Source organism: Micromonospora endophytica (genome assembly GCF_003236305.1).
Taxonomy (GTDB): Bacteria; Actinomycetota; Actinomycetes; order Mycobacteriales; family Micromonosporaceae; genus Micromonospora; species Micromonospora endophytica.
This window is the reverse complement of record NZ_POTX01000141.1, coordinates 1-15,765: the sequence shown is the minus strand read 5'-3', so window position 1 is coordinate 15,765 and position 15,765 is coordinate 1. Positions and strand designations below refer to the sequence as shown.

General features: G+C 72.5%; 17 protein-coding genes. 8 read left to right on the top strand and 9 right to left on the bottom strand.

Translation table 11 applies throughout. The annotated features are described in order from the left end of the window. Positions 1-159 precede the first annotated feature (159 nt). Positions 160-864 (top strand): Clp protease N-terminal domain-containing protein, encoded by a 705-nt coding sequence (locus C1I93_RS19495; RefSeq protein ID WP_111244734.1) that lies wholly within the window; start codon positions 160-162, stop codon positions 862-864. A gap of 4 nt (positions 865-868) precedes the next feature. Here the strand turns inward: C1I93_RS19495 and C1I93_RS19490 are convergent, their stop codons facing one another. Together C1I93_RS19490 and C1I93_RS19485 are read right to left on the bottom strand one after the other, a co-directional pair. Further along, positions 869-1,387 (bottom strand): hypothetical protein, encoded by a 519-nt coding sequence (locus tag C1I93_RS19490; RefSeq protein ID WP_111244733.1) that lies wholly within the window; start codon positions 1,385-1,387, stop codon positions 869-871. Positions 1,388-1,528: 141 nt separating this feature from the next. Then, on the bottom strand, positions 1,529-1,714 hold the full coding sequence (locus C1I93_RS19485) for a DNA repair protein (RefSeq protein ID WP_111244736.1): 186 nt from the start codon (positions 1,712-1,714) through the stop codon (positions 1,529-1,531). 278 nt (positions 1,715-1,992) lie between these two features. Here C1I93_RS19485 and C1I93_RS19480 point away from each other — a divergent pair, with 278 nt between their 5' ends. Beyond that, on the top strand, positions 1,993-2,652 hold the full coding sequence (locus tag C1I93_RS19480; RefSeq protein WP_111244732.1) for a GNAT family N-acetyltransferase: 660 nt from the start codon (positions 1,993-1,995) through the stop codon (positions 2,650-2,652). 236 nt (positions 2,653-2,888) lie between these two features. Here C1I93_RS19480 and C1I93_RS19475 read toward each other — a convergent pair whose 3' ends face one another. Further along, positions 2,889-4,340: a glycoside hydrolase family 3 N-terminal domain-containing protein gene (locus C1I93_RS19475; RefSeq protein WP_111244735.1), complete on the bottom strand. Its 1,452-nt coding sequence runs from the start codon at positions 4,338-4,340 to the stop codon at positions 2,889-2,891. Positions 4,341-4,482: 142 nt separating this feature from the next. On the opposite strand from C1I93_RS19475, the gene C1I93_RS19470 reads away from it, so the two are divergent. Next, on the top strand, positions 4,483-5,658 hold the full coding sequence (locus tag C1I93_RS19470) for an ROK family transcriptional regulator (RefSeq protein WP_111244731.1): 1,176 nt from the start codon (positions 4,483-4,485) through the stop codon (positions 5,656-5,658). A gap of 57 nt (positions 5,659-5,715) precedes the next feature. Here C1I93_RS19470 and C1I93_RS19465 read toward each other — a convergent pair whose 3' ends face one another. Together C1I93_RS19465 and C1I93_RS19460 are read right to left on the bottom strand one after the other, a co-directional pair. Continuing rightward, positions 5,716-6,726 carry an ABC transporter permease subunit gene (locus C1I93_RS19465; RefSeq protein ID WP_111244730.1) on the bottom strand — a complete coding sequence of 337 codons (1,011 nt, stop codon included), beginning with the start codon at positions 6,724-6,726 and terminating at the stop codon, positions 5,716-5,718. Then, entirely contained in the window at positions 6,723-7,724 is a 1,002-nt protein-coding gene (locus C1I93_RS19460) for an ABC transporter ATP-binding protein (RefSeq protein ID WP_111244729.1), read from the bottom strand. The genes C1I93_RS19465 and C1I93_RS19460 overlap by 4 nt, the downstream gene beginning before the upstream one ends. A 99-nt stretch (positions 7,725-7,823) precedes the next feature. Between C1I93_RS19460 and C1I93_RS19455 the strand changes: the two genes are divergently transcribed. Next, a complete protein-coding gene (locus C1I93_RS19455; protein ID WP_111244728.1) occupies positions 7,824-8,666 on the top strand; it encodes an ABC transporter ATP-binding protein in 843 nt (280 codons plus the stop codon). Positions 8,667-8,758: 92 nt separating this feature from the next. Beyond that, the gene (locus tag C1I93_RS19450) at positions 8,759-9,658 is read left to right on the top strand and encodes a ribokinase (RefSeq protein ID WP_111244727.1); all 900 of its coding nucleotides are present in this window, start codon (positions 8,759-8,761) and stop codon (positions 9,656-9,658) included. 30 nt (positions 9,659-9,688) lie between these two features. Here C1I93_RS19450 and ftrA read toward each other — a convergent pair whose 3' ends face one another. Continuing rightward, positions 9,689-10,684 carry a transcriptional regulator FtrA gene (gene ftrA, locus C1I93_RS19445; protein ID WP_111244726.1) on the bottom strand — a complete coding sequence of 332 codons (996 nt, stop codon included), beginning with the start codon at positions 10,682-10,684 and terminating at the stop codon, positions 9,689-9,691. A gap of 72 nt (positions 10,685-10,756) precedes the next feature. Here ftrA and C1I93_RS19440 point away from each other — a divergent pair, with 72 nt between their 5' ends. Then, positions 10,757-11,215 (top strand): rhodanese-like domain-containing protein, encoded by a 459-nt coding sequence (locus tag C1I93_RS19440; protein WP_111244725.1) that lies wholly within the window; start codon positions 10,757-10,759, stop codon positions 11,213-11,215. A gap of 82 nt (positions 11,216-11,297) precedes the next feature. Here C1I93_RS19440 and C1I93_RS19435 read toward each other — a convergent pair whose 3' ends face one another. The 3 genes from C1I93_RS19435 to C1I93_RS19425 all read right to left on the bottom strand — a co-directional run bounded on the left by C1I93_RS19435 (position 11,298) and on the right by C1I93_RS19425 (position 13,205). Then, positions 11,298-12,053 carry a hypothetical protein gene (locus C1I93_RS19435; protein WP_111244724.1) on the bottom strand — a complete coding sequence of 252 codons (756 nt, stop codon included), beginning with the start codon at positions 12,051-12,053 and terminating at the stop codon, positions 11,298-11,300. 37 nt (positions 12,054-12,090) lie between these two features. Further along, positions 12,091-12,570, bottom strand: a complete 480-nt coding sequence (locus tag C1I93_RS19430; RefSeq protein ID WP_111244723.1) for a DUF6232 family protein — start codon at positions 12,568-12,570, stop codon at positions 12,091-12,093. A gap of 161 nt (positions 12,571-12,731) precedes the next feature. Then, positions 12,732-13,205 carry a DUF6232 family protein gene (locus C1I93_RS19425; protein ID WP_111244722.1) on the bottom strand — a complete coding sequence of 158 codons (474 nt, stop codon included), beginning with the start codon at positions 13,203-13,205 and terminating at the stop codon, positions 12,732-12,734. Between the two features lie 100 nt (positions 13,206-13,305). Between C1I93_RS19425 and C1I93_RS19420 the strand changes: the two genes are divergently transcribed. Together C1I93_RS19420 and C1I93_RS19415 are read left to right on the top strand one after the other, a co-directional pair. Then, on the top strand, positions 13,306-14,079 hold the full coding sequence (locus tag C1I93_RS19420; RefSeq protein ID WP_111244721.1) for an enoyl-CoA hydratase-related protein: 774 nt from the start codon (positions 13,306-13,308) through the stop codon (positions 14,077-14,079). A gap of 84 nt (positions 14,080-14,163) precedes the next feature. Next, a partial coding sequence (locus C1I93_RS19415; protein ID WP_111244720.1) for an acetolactate synthase occupies positions 14,164-15,765 on the top strand: 1,602 nt, incomplete at its 3' end.

Below are 15,765 nucleotides of genomic sequence, written 5' to 3'. Positions count from 1 at the left end.
AAGAGACAGCGGTGAGGCGGGGGAGCGCTCTCCGAATCCGAGTCTGTCGATTTCGCCTAAATTAGTCAAGGTTGTTAACAGTGATCATAGCGTGCGATAGCGGGCAGTGATCGTCAACTTCGGGTTGACGGTGCTGCAGCGTCAACCTATGGTTGACGCATGACTGAACCAGTGAGCAGCCCGATCCGGCTCGACGACCTGATCCAGAGCATCAAACGGGCCCACACCGACGCCCTCGACCAGCTCACCGACGCGGTGCTCGTCGCCGACCACATCGGTGACGTCGCCGACCATCTGATCGGTCACTTCGTGGACCAGGCCCGGCGCTCCGGCGCGTCCTGGACCGAGATCGGCCGCAGCATGGGCGTGAGCAAGCAGGCCGCGCAGAAACGTTTCGTGAGCCCGGCACCGGACCCGCAACAGAGCTTCAGCCGGTTCACCCCGCGGGCCCGCAACGTGGTGCTGGCCGCGCAGCACGAGGCGAAGGCGGCCGGTAACGCCGAGGTCACCCCGGCACACCTGGTGCTCGGCCTGCTCGCCGAGCCGGAGGCGCTGGCCGCGAAGGCGCTGACCGCCGGCGGCGTGTCGGCCGAGGCGGTCCGGGAGGCGGCCGGTGCCGCGCTGCCGCCGGCCGGCGAGGTGCCCGATCCGATCCCGTACGCCGTCGCCGGCAAGAAGGCGCTGGAGCTGACCTTCCGCGAGGCGCTGCGGCTCGGGCACAACTACATCGGCACCGAGCACATCCTGCTGGCCCTGCTCGAGCAGGAGAACGGCGAAGGCGTGCTCAGCGGCCTCGGGATGGACAAGGCCGCCACCGAGGCGAACCTGGTGGCGACCCTGGGCAAGCTGCGGGCGTTCGGATAACCGATCAGGATGCGACGGGGAAGCCGTACCGTTCGGCGTGCTCCGGGTCGGCCGGGTCGATCTGGCGCAGCCCGGCGTCGGCGAGGCGCTTGTTCACCTCGTCCAACCGCTCACGCACCAGCAGGGCCTCGTCCTCGGTGACCCGCCCCCGGTGCGGCTTGCCGGCGTGCTCGATGGTGCCGTAGTCGATCTTCTCCGGGCCGCGTCGGGCCTTTGGCGGGCGTACCCGCTCGGCGGTCTTGAGCAGTTGCGCCATCGGCATGTCGGTGGCCATCGCGTCGAACTCGCTGGCGGTCAACACCACCCGGCGGGGCTCGCCGCCGCCGTGCTGGTCGTGGATCTCGACCACCGCCACGTCCAGTGCGGCGTCGTCGATGTTCTCGATCTCGGTCGGTGTCGCGTCCAGTTGCACGGGCCCGGCCACCAGGTCAGGGTGCTCCAGCACGACGACGCGAACCGCCTCGTCGTCGGGGCGCAGCACCGTGCCGCTGAAGTCGGAGACGCGAATGGTCTTCTTGCCCATGGGTGCGATAGCTCCTGTCGTAACCCGGTCGAGGGACCAGCAGACGTTACCCGACAGGTGTGCGAAAGCCGGTGCTGCCTCGCCGAGTCCGGCGCGGTGTCACAAGCTGCCTTTTGTCGCCATCGCAATCGACGTGGTGACTCAGTGGGGGTTCAGGTGGGGGCGGGTCGAGGTGCCGGCGGGCAGCTCGTTCAGCGCCTGCCAGGAGAGCCCGCCGGTGCGGTGGTCGCGATGCGGCGGCTGGGCCGGGAAGTGGTCGGCGAGCGCGCGACCCCGCCAGCTCCCCTCGGTGTCCTGCCGGGAGCGGTCGTTCGACTGAAGTGGCATGCTCCCACCGTTCCAGAGAAAGTTGTCCATGTATGAAAATAGGTATGACGCTCGGTCGATGAACCAGGTTCCCAGTTTGGGAAGAACGGATCACGAATCGGTACGGGATGCCCGCCGTGGATCACTCGTACCCGCCCATTGCGCGTCTCAATCGCCCTGCCCAGGGCCGGTTCGCCTGGTGCGGTGGCAGTCCCGGGCGGGTAGCCGTCCGTCGGTGCCGCCGCGCCCGGTCGTCGTACGGTGAGTGACGTCAGGGTGGCGAAGCGGGGGGTGACGGGATGCTCGACCGGCGACTGCATCTGCACCTGGCGACCTGGCTGGGACAGTGGCCGGCCCCGGCGGGGCTGCATGTGGTGGGCTCGTGGCGGCGGGCCTGCCCGGCCTGGGACGGGCGGCTGCGCCCGGCCATCGCGGTGGGTGCCGGGGCGAGCGCCGTGCTGTCCGTGCCGCCGGACCGGGTCGCCGCCGTCCGGGAGTTGGCGCAGCGGCCGGACCGGTTGCTGCGCGCCCTGCCGGCGGCGGTCGCCCACCCCGGCTGGGTGGTCCATGACGACGTGTTCCGGTGGAGCGTCGCGCCGGCGGCCCTGCCCGATGTGGGCGAGTGGGTGCCGCCCGGCACCGCCGGCCTGCCGTCGTGGCTGCGGTTGTTCGACCGCGCGGTGCTTGTGGTCCGCGACGGGCAGGGGCGCTACCTGGCCGGCGTGGGGATCAAACGACACGACAAGTACGGCCACGAGTTGGCGGTGGGCACGGTGCCCTCGGCCCGGGGTCGTGGACTCGCCCGACGGCTGGTCGCTCAGGCTGCTCGCCGGGTGCTCGACGACGGTGCGGTGCCGACCTATCTGCATGATCGGGGCAACGCCGCCTCGGCGCGGGTGGCCGAGGCGGCCGGCTTTCCGGACCGGGGCTGGCGCTCGTACGGCGTCTATCCCGGCTGAGGTGACCGCAGCCGGGCTCGGACCGTGGATCCCGGGCCGGATCCACGGTCCGCAGCCTTCCTCCCCAGATCCGCAGGTGGCTCGACATCGATCACGCTACGTATTTAGTTGTCTTTAGGCAAGATGTTGATGCCTGCCTTGCGGTGTCGAATAATGGACTTGAGCTGGGCTGATGTGTCGATGGTCGACAATTCGGGTCAGTGACGCAGGGTGCGGACCAGGTCGGGCGGCGCGGTTCAGCGAGCCAGGCCCAGTGTCTCGGCGGCGGCCCGGCCGTTGGCGTGACTCGCTCCGTAGGTGGTCACGAAGGCCCGCGCGCCGACCGGCCGCCAACTCGCCGGCCAGCCCATCTCGACCACCGTCACCGGGTGCGTGCCGGCCAGCGCGGTGACCAGTTCCGGTCCGCCGGGCAGCCGGTGCAGATGCCGGCCCACGAGCACGATCGGCCGGGTGCCGGCGCGCCGACGCACCTCCTGCGGGTCGACCTCGGCGGCCACCACCCGGATCTGCTCGGTGCCGTTCAGGTGCGGGCCCAGCCCCCAGGGCACCCGCCCCTCGGCGATCGTGGCGTCGGCGTGCACCTGCACCACGAGTGGCTGCCCCAGCCCGCCCAGCACGCCTTCCACCCGCACCGCCCGGCGTGCGGCCGCGTACCCCAGATCGGTGCAGGGGGCGGTGGACGTGCCGACGGTCCGGGTCCAGGCGGCGAGTTCCGCGGCGCGGCCGGCGGCCTGCTCGACGCGGGAGCGTGCCAGCCGGCCGTCGTCGAGCGCGGTCACGATCTCGGCGGCGACCTGCTCGACCAGGTCGGCGTCGACCCTGGCGCCGATGCAGAGCAGGTCTGCGCCGGCGGCGAGCGCCAGCACCGCGCCGGGGGCGATCCCGCCGGCCGCGAGCGCGGCGCCCTTCATCTCCAGCGCGTCGGTGATCACGGCGCCGGTGAAGCCGTACTCGCCGCGCAGCAGGTCCACCAGCACCGCGCGGCTGAACGTGGCCGGCCGGTCGCCGGTCAGCGCGGGCACCCGGATGTGCGCGGTCATCACCGCCCGGGCTCCGGCGGCGACCACCGCGGCGAACGGCGGCAGGTCGCGCCCGCGCAGCACGTCCGGCGAGGCGTCCACAGTGGGCAGCTCGTAGTGGGAGTCGGCGACCGTGGCACCGTGCCCCGGGAAGTGCTTGGCGCAGGCCGCGACTCCGGCGGACTGGAGGCCGGCGGTGGCGGCGGCGGAGTGCGCGGCCACCCGCACCGGATCGGCCCCGAACGACCGGGTGCCGATCACCGGGTTGTCGTCGGCGCTGTTGACGTCGACGGTGGGAGCCAGGTTGACGGTGATGCCGAGCGCGGCCAGTTCCGCGCCGATGGCGTGGTAGATCCGGCGGGTGAGCGAGACGTCGCCGATCGCGCCGAGCGCGGCGTTGCCCGGGTACGGGCTGCCGGTGGCATGGGCCAGCCGGGTGACGTCACCGCCCTCCTCGTCGATGGCGACAAGCACGTCAGGCCGGCCGGACCGCAGCGCGGCGGTGCTCGCCGCAACCTGGGGCGGTTGATGGACGTTCGTGCCGAACAGGGTGTGCCCGGCCAGCCCGTCGGCGACCAGTTCGATGGCCCAGTCGGGCGGCACCGGCCCCGGGTACGCGGCCAGCAGGGTGCCCAACGCGAGGCGGCGAAGTCCGGGGTCCAGCCCCACGTGATCTCTCCTCTCCGGCCAGCCGTCACGGATGTCGTACCGGTTGGCGGAGAGCTTCCCGCTCACGTGGCCGATACGCTACGGCTACCCGTTCGCCGGGCAGTTTACAGTTAGCAAGGTTTACTGAAGTCGAGGACATGGCATGAGCGCGACCCGGCTGCCGGGCACCCCACGTCTGTTGCGCGCCCTCAACGACCGCGCGGCGCTGGAGCTGCTGCTGGAACAGGGCCCGCTGACCCGGGCCCGGTTGGGCGAGCTGACCGGCCTGTCCAAGGTCACCGCCTCTCAGCTGGTGGAGCGGCTGGAGGAACGCGGGCTGGTCACCCGGGTCGGTGAGCAGGCCGGCGGGCGGGGGCCGAACGCCCAGCTCTACGCGGTACGGCCGGGCAGCGCCCACGTGATAGGCGTGGACGTGGGCCCGGAACGGGTGGTCGCCGCCTGCGCCGACATCACCGGCGCGGTGACCAGCCGGGTCGAGCAGTCCACCCACGACACCGACGACCCGGTGGGCGTGGTGCACAACGCCGTGGTCCAGGCCGCCAGCAGCGCCGGAGCCGAGCTGGCGAGCGTACGCCGCATCGTGCTCGGCACCCCCGGCCTGGTCGACCCGGGCACCGGCGACATCACCTTCGCCTTCAACCTGCCCCGCTGGCACCGCGGTCTGCTCGCCGCGCTCCGCGACGACCTGGACACCCCTGTCGTCTTCGAGAACGACGTCAACCTCGCGGCGGTGGCCGAGGCGCAGTCCGGCGCGGCACGCGGCCTGGCCGACTTCGTGCTGGTCTGGGTCGGCGCGGGTGTCGGCCTGGCGATCATGCTGGGTGGGCGGCTGCACCACGGCAGCAGCGGCGCGGCCGGCGAGATCGGTTACCTGCCGGTGCCCGGCGCGCCGATCCCGCGTGACGTCTCCCGCCGGGCCAAGCCGGCGTTCCAGCAGGTGGCCGGCGCGGACGCGATCCGCGCGCTGGCCCGTGAACACGGCTACCCGGACGGCGTCGCCGCCGACGCGGTACGCGCCGCGATCGCCGACGGCACCGCCGGCGGCCCGATGCTCGACGAGGTGGCCCGCCGGCTCGCCCTCGGTGTGGCGAGCACCTGCGTGGTGCTGGACCCGCCGCTCGTGGTGCTCGCCGGCGAGGTGGGCCAGGCCGGCGGCGCGGCGCTGGCCGAGCGGGTGCAGCACGAGGTCGCCGCCATCACGCTGGTCCGGCCCCGGGTGGTGCCCACCGGGCTCACCGATGAGCCGATCCTGCACGGGGCGCTGCGCACCGCCCTGGACGCCGTCCGGGACGAGGTCTTCGGCTCCACTGTCGGCTGACCGGGCCGGGTCCGTCGGCGTGCCGGGTCGCGGCCGGCACGCCAGGGGACGGCGGCCTCAGATCAGGTCGCGGCGGCGGAACAGGGCGAAGGCCGCCGCGGTGAGCCCGGCGGTGAGCAGCAGCAGCACAACCAGTGCCGGTGGCCAGGTGATGCTGTAACTGCCGTCGCAGTAGCCGTTGACCACAGTGCGGCAGGCACTGTCGTCCCAGAGACTGACCTCACCGACCAGCCACGCGCCGAGGTAGCTGGCGAGCATGAGCTGGTCGGGGCGGGCCACCTCGACGATCTCCAGCACGATCCGGCCGCCCAGCTCCCACACCACCAGGTACGCGGCCACCGCGCCGAGCGCCGCCGCGGTGTGCCGGCCCATCGTGGCGATGGCGAAACCGACGGCCGTGGTGAGCAGCACCAGGATCAGGCCACGTCCCCAGATCGCGCCCAACGCCCCCCAGAAGGCGCTGTCGGTCGGGCCGGGATAACCGACGATCTGCGCGATGGCCCAGAAGGTGACGAGGTACGCCAGCGAGGCGAGCACCGACAACGCCGCCACCACCGCGAGCAGCGTGCCCAGCTTGGTGGCGAGCACAGTCATCCGGCGTGGTCGCCACAGCAGCAGGTTCACCACTCCGCCGGAGTTGAGGTCTGCGCCGATGTAGGAGGCCCCGACCAGGAAACCGAAGAGCACCAGGAACGCCACGAGGAAATACAGCAGCGGCTCGGCCTGCCGGGTGAAGGTGAACACCCCGACCAGATAGTCGGAGGCCACCGGCAGGCGGTCCCGCTGCGCCGGATCCCAACTGCTGCAGTCCGCCGGAAAGTAGCCGAAATCCTCGGCCGGCACGGCACCCTGCTCGCGTGCCAGGCACTGCGCGTGCCGCAGCTCCAGCTCGCGGCGCTCGGCGACGGCCTGCTGCTGCGCCTGGTTCAGCTCAGCGGCGGTGGGCTGGTGCGAACCGGCGAGCGTGGTCGCCGTCGTCACCGCGAACGCGAAGACCAGCAGGACGACCATGAGCTGCACGAAGCGGCGCGCGGCCAGCCGCTCCAACTCGGCCCGGATCAGGTTCACGCGTCAGCTCCCCGTACGTCGAGGTCGATCACGGTCGGCTCCCCCTGGTGCGGGAAGTCGAGCTGGCGGGGCACGCCCGGATCCGGCATGGTGCCGGTCAACTCCAGGAAGACGCTCTCCAGGTCGGGCCGCAGCGGGGTCAGCTCGCGTACCCAGACCCCCTGCTCACCCAGGATCTGGCTGACCACCACCGGATCCGGCACACCGCCGACCACCAGATGGTTGCCGTGTCCGGTGACGGTGAACCCGGCGGCGAGCAGCAACTCCTCGGCGCGGGCCAGGTCGTCGGCGCGGACCAGGCACTCGTTGCGGTCGAAACCCGCAAGCACCTCGTCCACCCGACCATGCGCCACCCGCCGACCCCGCGAAATGATCGTGACGTGGTCGCAGATCAGCTGGATCTCGGCCAGGATGTGGCTGGACAGCAGCACCGTCACCCCGTTGGCGGCCAACCCGCGCATCAGGTCACGCATCTCCCGGATGCCCGCCGGGTCCAGCCCGTTGGCCGGCTCGTCCAGGATCAGCAACTCGGGCCGCTTGAGCAGCGCCGAGGCGACGGCCAGTCGCTGCTTCATGCCGAGCGAGTAACCCTTGACCCGCTCGTGGCCCCGGTCACCCAGCCCCACCTCGTCCAACACCTCGTCGACCCGACTCACGGGCACGCCGCCGGCCAGGGCGAGCAGCCGCAACGTGCGGTACGCGGTGAAGTTGCCGAAGAACTGCGGGCTCTCCACGATCGCGCCGACCCGGCCGGCGACGCTCGCCAGCCGATCCGGTGCCTGCGCCCCCAGCACGCTCATCCGCCCCTGGTCGGCGCGGACCAGCCCGAGCAGCGCCCGCAACGTGGTCGTCTTGCCCGAGCCGTTGGGACCGAGGAAACCATGCACCTGCCCGGCCTCCACCAGCAGGTCGAAACCGTCGACCGCGACCCGACGGCCCTGACGCACACTGTGGAAGGTCTTCCGCAGACCCTCGATCTCGATGACCCCGCTCGGCATGGTCCCTCCGGATGGGGTGAGCAATGACACGGCGCCTCACCTTACGGTCACCGCGTACGCCCGTGGGGACCGGCCGGCAGTGCGTGGTTGGATGGGCAGGTGACTGGTGACCTGATCCCCGGCACCGCCGGTGCCGCACCCGCCCCCTCGCCCGTGGACGCGGATCTGGTGGTCAGCCTCGACGGCGTCGGCGTACGCCGGTCCGGCTCCGCCCTGCTGCACGACGTCGACTGGCGGGTGGAACTGGACGAACGTTGGGTGGTGCTGGGCCCCAACGGCGCCGGCAAGACCACCCTGCTCAACCTCGCCGCCGGGCGACTGCACCCGACCACCGGCAGCGCGCACGTGCTGGGGGAGCGGATCGGCCGGACCGACCTCAGCGAACTGCGTACCCGCATCGGCCTGACCACCGCCGCGCTCGCCGAACGGCTCCCCGCCGACGAGCGGGTCGTCGATGTGGTGATGACCGCGGCCTGGTCGGTGGTGGGTCGCTGGCGGGAGAGCTACGACCCGGCCGACGAGGCCCGGGCCCGGACGCTGCTCGACCAGCTCGGCGTGGCCGGGCTGGCCGACCGGACGTACGGCACCCTCTCCGAGGGTGAGCGCAAGCGCACGCAGATCGCCCGCGCGCTGATGACCGACCCCGAGCTGCTGCTGCTCGACGAGCCGGCGGCCGGGCTGGACCTGGGCGGCCGGGAGGAACTGGTGGCCCGTCTCGCCGAGCTGGCGCAGGATCCGGACGCCCCGGCGCTGGTCGTGGTCACCCACCACGTGGAGGAGATCCCGCCCGGCTTCACCCACGCGCTGCTGCTGCGCGACGGCGCGGTGATGGCCCAGGGCCTGCTGCACGAGACCCTCACCGCAGACAATCTGACCAAGACCTTCGGCCTGCCGCTGCTCGTCGAACGCAACGGCCAGCGCTACACCGCCCGCGCCGCCTGAGGTGTGTAAGGAAGGGGCCCTTGTTAACGCCTGGTGTATAGGAAGGGCCCCCTTTTAACAGCCGCAACGCGCAACCCGCAGGAGGTCCGGCCGTGCGACAACCTCGCGTCGTCGTGGTGGGTAGCGCCAACATGGACCTGGTCGCCACCGCCCCGGCGCTGCCCCGGCCGGGCGAGACGGTGCTCGGCACCGACTTCGTCATGGTGCCCGGCGGCAAGGGCGCCAACCAGGCCATCGCGGCCACCCGGGCCGGTGCCCACTGCTCCTTCGTCGGCGCGATCGGGTCGGACTCCTTCGGCGTCACCCTGCGGGCCCGGATCACCGCTGCCGGCGTCGACACCAGCCAGCTCCGCGTCACGTACGGCACCTCCGGGGTGGCGCTGGTGATGGTGAACGCCGAGGGTGAGAACGCGATAGTGGTGACGCCGGGCGCGAACGCCTCACTGACCACCCTCACCGAACCCGAACTCGCCCTCGTACGCGATGCTGACGTGCTCGTCGCCCAGCTGGAGATTCCGGTCGAGACGGTGACCGAGGCGGCGGTGACCGCGCGGGCCGCCGGCACCCGGGTGGTGCTCAACGCGGCACCCGCCGTCCCGCTCCCGCCGGAACTGTTCGCCGCCGTGGACCTGCTGGTGGTCAACGAGAACGAGGCGCAGGCGTACACCGGCCGGGGCCGGGAGGACCCGTACGCCCTGCTCGACCTGGTGCCCCGGGCGGTGCTCACCCTCGGGTCGGAGGGTGCCTGGTACGGCGATCGGGACGGCACCGCCGTGCACCTGCCGGCGGTGCCGGTGGAGACGGTCGACTCGACCGCCGCCGGCGATGCGTTCACCGCGGCGCTCGCGGTGGCCTGGGGCGAGGGTCGCGACCTGGTCGACGCGGTGCGATGGGCCGGTGCGGCCGGCGCGGCCTGCGTCCGTCGGCTCGGCGCGAGCGTGTCGTTGCCCGGTCGCGCCGAGATCGACGAGCTGTACCCGCACACCCCCTGAGCCCGCCGGCAGCAGCCGCCTTGGCCCGGGTCAGTCGCCGTCCGGCGGTGCCGGCAGGCGGGCGGCCTCGGCCCGGAAGGCCCGGCGGTACGCCGACGGCGAGGTCCGCATCGCCCGGCCGAAATGGTGACGGTACGTGACCGCAGTGTCGAACCCGACCGCCGCCGCGACCTGACCGACCGGCACGTCGGTGGTCTCCAGCAACGCCAGGCTGGCCCGGATCCGCTGGGCGACGAGCCAGCGGATCGGACTGGTGCCGGTGGTCCGGGCGAAGTGCCGCAGATAGGTGCGCGGCGACATGTGCGCCTGCCGGGCCAGCCGCGCCACCGTGATCGGCTCCGCCAGGTGCGCCAGCGCCCAGTCGAGGCTGCCGGCGATCCGGTCGTCGTCCGGCCCTGTCGCCACCGGCGCCTCGATGAACTGCGCCTGGCCACCGTCACGGTGCGGCGGGATCACCAGCCGGCGGGCCACCGCGTTGGCGACGGTCGTGCCGTGATCGCGCCGGACCACGTGCACGCAGAGGTCGAGACCGGCGGCGCTGCCGGCGCTGGTGAGGATGTCGCCGTCGTCCAGGTACAGCACGTCCGCGTCCACCGTCACCGCCGGATACCGGCGGGCCAGCAGGTCCGCGTACCGCCAGTGGGTGGTGGCGCGCCGGCCGTCGAGCAGGCCCGCGCCGGCCAGCGCGAACGCGCCCGAACAGATGGAGAGGATCCGGGCGCCGGCCCGGTGGGCCCGGCGCAGGGCGGCGACCAGTTCCGGCGACGGCACGCCTGACACGTCCGGCACCCCGGGCACGATCACCGTCGCGGCGGCGGCCAGCACCTCCAGGCCGTACGGGCTGTGCAGGCTGGCGCCACCGAGGACCGGGACCGGGCCCGGTCGCTCGGCGCAGAGTCGCAGGTCGTACCAGGGCACGCCGAGTTCGGGGCGGGGCAGCCCGAAGACCTCGGTGACGATCCCGGTCTCGAAGACCGACATCCCGGGGTACGCGAGCACGGCGACGCTGCGGTCGACCGGAGGCATGGCGGGATGTTAGCGGAGTACGGCGTCACCGCCACTCGCCCGCCCACCGGTCCCGGGACCAGGATCACTGCCATGACCAGAGCCTTTGCCGTGCCGGCGGCCGAGCCGGCCGTCGCCGTCAGCCACTTCCTCACCCGGCTGCGCTTCGAGACCGACGTGGCGGACGTACGTGCCGACCTCGACGCCGCCGTACCCGATCTGGTGGTGGTCGACTCGCGGGGCGAGGCCGCCTGGGCGCAGGGCCACCTGCCTGGCGCCGTACACCTGCCCACCGCCCGGATCGCCGCGGCGGCCGCCGGTACGGTCCCGGCCGGGACGCGGGTGGTCACCTACTGCTGGGGTCCCGGCTGTGACGGCGCCACCCGGGCCGCGTTGGAGTTCGCCCGGCTCGGCTATCCGGTCAAGGAGATGCGGGGCGGGTACGAGTACTGGGTCCGGGAGGGCCTGCCCGTGGCCACCGCGACCGGCCTGACCCACCGCCCGGTCGACGACCTGACCGCTGCGGGCCCGGCCGTCGCCTGCGATTGCTGAGCCTGCTGCTGCCGGCGGCTGCCTGAGCTGGCCGTCGGTGCTGGCGTCCGGCTGCCGGCAGCCGCTTCGAGGCCGGCCGCCGTCAGCCGGTCTCGTCGGTCATCTTCTCGCCGCGCCGGCGGAGCATGCCCAGGCCGGGGATGCCGGCGACGGCGAGCTTGAGGTCCCGGGTCACGTCGAGCAGATCGTGCAGGTCCGGGCCGACCCGATCCAGAGTGGCCAAGATCGGCAGGATGTCTGCGGTCAGGTGTTGCCGCAGCTTGGGCAACTCGTCGACGAGCCGGACCGCGGCGGCCACCTCCTCGTGGCTGAGCTGCTCGATGAAGTGGGTGGCCATCGGGGCGGCCCGGCGCAACGCCGGCTCGTACGCGGCCAGCAGTTCGGCGGCGGTGCTCGCTGCCTCGGCCGCCACACCGACCGTCTCGGCGGCCCGGCCGGCCACCGACTGCGCGGTGTCGATCACGCCGGCCGCCGTCCGGGCGACCCGGTCGGCGGTGGCGACCACCACCCCGGCGGCGCTCGACACCTGCTCGGCCTCACCGATCACCACCGTCGCTGCGGCGGCGACCTCGCTGGCGTTCTCCACAGCGGCGGTGGCGGCGGCGCTGATCACCGCCACCTCGCGGACCGCCACATCGGCGTCGGCGAGCAGCCGGTCGGTCCGGTCGAGGGTCTCTTCGACCCGGTCCACCACCGCGTTGATCCGGGTCAGCAGCGCCTCGACCCCGTCGAGCACCGCGAACGCGCGGGCCGGGATCGCGGCGAAGGACGCGGCAGAGTCGAGAGCCGTACGGGTGAGACCGACGACCGCGGTCGGCCGGGGAAGGGGGATCGCCATGGAGCAAGTGTGCGCCGGGCGGGCCACGAACGCCGTACTACTGGTCACCCAACTGCTCCACGGCCCGCTGCACGGCCCGGTAGATCTGCCCGAAGCGCAGCGCGTCGGGGGTTCGCAGCAACAGCACCTCCTGGCCCCGATACTGCACCCAGAGTTCGTGCACCCGGCTGCCCCGCTCGTACGAGCGATCCAGCCAGCTGAGCGGGATCTCCAGGAACGGCGTCAACGCCAACGCGATCACCACGCAGGCCACGAGCACGATCAGGGCCGGCATCCACTCGCCCCGGTCCTGCGCCGACCAGACGAGCGAGAGTACGCAGACCAGCCCGACCAGTGGCGGCAGTGAGAGCAGCAGCACCAGTACGCCCCGGCCCAGCACCCGGCCGCGTACGGCCAGCGTGGTGCGCCCCTTCTGATGCCAGACATAGGTGACTTCGTCGATCGGGATGATCTGGCCGCTGGCCCGGATCGAGTCCGACGTGACCTGCACCGCGTCGTCCCGGTAATAGAGCACCATCACTAAGCCTAACCATCCCCGAGCAACCTGCGCCGCCCATCCCGCGCCGGAATGCGCGGTCCACGCCGCGCACGGGCTCGACGACGCTCGGGGTTGCGGGGAGCGGGTGTTGCGCGGTGAGGCGGTTTTGTTAATAGGGGGCCCTTCCTCTACACGAGGCGTTAATAGGGGGCCCTTCCTTTCACCTCGGCCTCGATGGCGCGTTGTAGTGCGCGGTAGATCTGCCCGAAGCGTAGGGCGTCGGGGGTGCGCAGCAGCCGGACCGGGTGGCCGCGCCAACGGATCCAGACCTCCCGGGGGCGGCTGCCCCGGGCGTAGGAGCGGTCGAAGTACTCGAAGAGCTGGTCGGCGAGCGGGCCGGCGGCCAGCCCGATCAGGATCGAGGTGCCGATGATGGCGACGGTGACGGTGGTTGATCCGTCGAGCCAGACGGCGAGCGCGATGCCGAGGATCGCGGCGACCAGGGGGCCGATCATCGCTGCGGCGAGCGCGCCGCGACCGGCCAGCACGCGCCACGACCGGCGGCCCCGGTGGTGCCAGACCTCGGTGATCTCGGCGATCGGGTAGGAGTCGCCATCGACGGTGACGGCGGCGGAGGTGACCTGGACGGACCTGTCGTCGTAGTACGTGACCATCGCGGGAACTCCGGGTGGTGGGACTGGCAGCCAGACTACGTGCTGCCTGCGGCTGGTCGTAAGGTTGGCACGCGACTTCAACGAGGAAGGCAGGGGCGGCGTGGGCGAGTTCGTGCGGCTGGAGACCACTGACGGCATCGGCACCATCCGGCTGGAGCGGCCGCCGATGAACGCCCTCAACACCCAGGTGCAGGAGGAGTTGCGCGCCGCCGCCGCGGCGGCCACCGCCGATCCCGAGGTGCGCGCGGTCATCGTGTACGGCGGGGAGAAGGTCTTCGCCGCCGGCGCGGACATCAAGGAGATGGCCGACATGTCCTACGTGGACATGGCCGCCCGTGCCGCCGACCTGTCCAGCGCGCTCGGCGCGATCGCCCAGATCCCCAAGCCGGTGGTGGCCGCGATCACCGGGTACGCCCTCGGCGGCGGCTGTGAGCTGGCGCTGGCCTGCGACTGGCGGGTGGTGGCCGAGGATGCCAAGCTCGGCCAGCCGGAGATCAAGCTCGGCATCATCCCGGGTGCCGGCGGCACCCAGCGGTTGGCCCGGCTGGTCGGTCCGGCCCGGGCCAAGGACTTGATCATGTCCGGTCGGATGGTCGACGCGCAGGAGGCGCTGCGGATCGGGCTGGCCGACCGGATCGCCCCGGCCGCCGAGGTCTATGACGCGGCGGTCGCGCTGGTGCGGCCGTACCTCAACGGGCCGGTGCAGGCGCTGCGCGCGGCGAAGCTCGCCGTCGACGGCGGCCTGGAGATGGACCTCAATTCGGGCCTGGCCTGGGAGAGTCAGCTCTTCGCGGCGCTCTTCGCCACCGAGGACCGGCGGGAGGGAATGGCGGCGTTCGTGGCGAAGCGCAAGCCGGACTTCACCGGTCGGTGAAGATGGTTCACATTCTTCCTACCGGCCAGTAGCGTGTGATTCCGGTCAGGCCACGAGGGCGAAGCACGGCGAGAGGTAGCGGGCATGACGGAGCGGATCGAAGGCCACGGCGGAGACCTCGCGCTCGCGGCGCTGCGCGCGTACGGGGTGCGGGAGATGTTCACCCTCTCCGGCGGGCACGTGTTCCCGCTCTACGACGCCGCGCACAAGGCGGACTTCCCGCTCTACGACGTGCGGCACGAGCAGTCCGCCGTCTTCGCCGCCGAGGCGGTGGCCAAGCTCCAGCGCCGCCCCGGTCTCGCCGTGCTCACCGCCGGCCCCGGCGTCACCAACGGCATCTCCGGGCTGACCAGCGCGTACTTCAACGCCTCGCCGGTGCTGGTGCTGGGCGGGCGGGCCCCGCAGTTCCGCTGGGGCTCCGGCAGCCTCCAGGAGATGGACCACCTGCCGCTCGTCGCCCCGGTCACCAAGCACGCCGAGACGGTCTTCGCCGCCGACGACATCCCCCGGGCCGTCGCCGCCGCGCTGGAGACCGCGCTCACCCCGCACCGGGGCCCGGTCTTCCTCGACTTCCCGCTCGAAGCGATCTTCTCCACCGGCGACGCGGACGCGCCGGCCGGCCCGACTCTCGCCCCGATCGAGGCCGACCCCGACGAGGTGGCCACCGCTGCCAGGCTGATCGCGGGCGCGGCCCGGCCGGTCATCGTCGCCGGCTCCGACGTCTACGCCGGTGACGCGGTGGACGCCCTGCGGGCCGCCGCCGAGGCGCTCACCGTGCCGGTCTTCACCAACGGCATGGGCCGGGGCGCGCTGCCGCCGGAGCATCCGCTGGCCTTCGCCAAGGCGCGCCGGGTGGCGCTCTCCGGTGCCGACGTGGTCGTGGTGGTGGGCACCCCGCTGGACTTCCGGCTCTCCTTCGGCGACTTCGGCGACGCCACGGTGGTGCACATCGTCGACGCGCCCAGCCAGCGCGCCTCGCACCTACAGCCTGCCGTCTCGCCCGCGGGGGACCTGCGGGCCATCCTCACCGCGCTGGCCGAGCACCCCGGCGACCGGGTCGACCACGGTGACTGGGTGGCGCAGCTGCGTACCGCCGAGGACGCCGCGAAGGCCCGTGACGCCGAGGAGATGGCCGCCGAGACGGACCCGATCCGTCCCGCCCGGATCTACGGCGAGCTGCGCAAGGTCCTGGCCCGGGACGCGGTCACCATCGGCGACGGCGGTGACTTCGTCTCGTACGCCGGGCGCTACCTGGAGCCGGCCGAGCCCGGCACCTGGCTCGACCCCGGCCCGTACGGCTGCCTCGGCACCGGGATGGGCTACGCGATGGGCGCCCGGGTCACCCACCCGGACCGGCAGATCTGTGTGTTGATGGGCGACGGCGCGGCCGGATTCTCGCTGATGGACGTGGAGTCCCTGGTCCGGCAGAAACTGCCGGTGGTGATCGTGGTGGGCAACAACGGCATCTGGGGCCTGGAGAAGCACCCGATGCGGGCCATGTACGGCTACGACGTCGCCGCCGACCTCCAGCCCGAGCTCCGCTACGACCAGGTGGTCACCGCCCTCGGCGGAGCCGGCGAAACGGTAGCCAAGCCCACCGACCTGGCCCCCGCCCTACAGAGAGCCTTCACCGCAGGAGTCCCCTACCTCCTCAACGTCCTCACCGACCCCACCGACGCCTACCCC

Coding starts and splice junctions, on each gene's coding strand:
- C1I93_RS19495 (WP_111244734.1), top strand. CDS start 160: ATGACTGAACCAGTGAGCAGCCCGATCCGGCTCGACGACCTGATCCAG.
- C1I93_RS19490 (WP_111244733.1), bottom strand. CDS start 1,387: ATGGGCAAGAAGACCATTCGCGTCTCCGACTTCAGCGGCACGGTGCTG.
- C1I93_RS19485 (WP_111244736.1), bottom strand. CDS start 1,714: ATGCCACTTCAGTCGAACGACCGCTCCCGGCAGGACACCGAGGGGAGC.
- C1I93_RS19480 (WP_111244732.1), top strand. CDS start 1,993: ATGCTCGACCGGCGACTGCATCTGCACCTGGCGACCTGGCTGGGACAG.
- C1I93_RS19470 (WP_111244731.1), top strand. CDS start 4,483: ATGAGCGCGACCCGGCTGCCGGGCACCCCACGTCTGTTGCGCGCCCTC.
- C1I93_RS19460 (WP_111244729.1), bottom strand. CDS start 7,724: ATGCCGAGCGGGGTCATCGAGATCGAGGGTCTGCGGAAGACCTTCCAC.
- ftrA (WP_111244726.1), bottom strand. CDS start 10,684: ATGCCTCCGGTCGACCGCAGCGTCGCCGTGCTCGCGTACCCCGGGATG.
- C1I93_RS19440 (WP_111244725.1), top strand. CDS start 10,757: ATGACCAGAGCCTTTGCCGTGCCGGCGGCCGAGCCGGCCGTCGCCGTC.
- C1I93_RS19435 (WP_111244724.1), bottom strand. CDS start 12,053: ATGGCGATCCCCCTTCCCCGGCCGACCGCGGTCGTCGGTCTCACCCGT.
- C1I93_RS19430 (WP_111244723.1), bottom strand. CDS start 12,570: ATGGTGCTCTATTACCGGGACGACGCGGTGCAGGTCACGTCGGACTCG.
- C1I93_RS19425 (WP_111244722.1), bottom strand. CDS start 13,205: ATGGTCACGTACTACGACGACAGGTCCGTCCAGGTCACCTCCGCCGCC.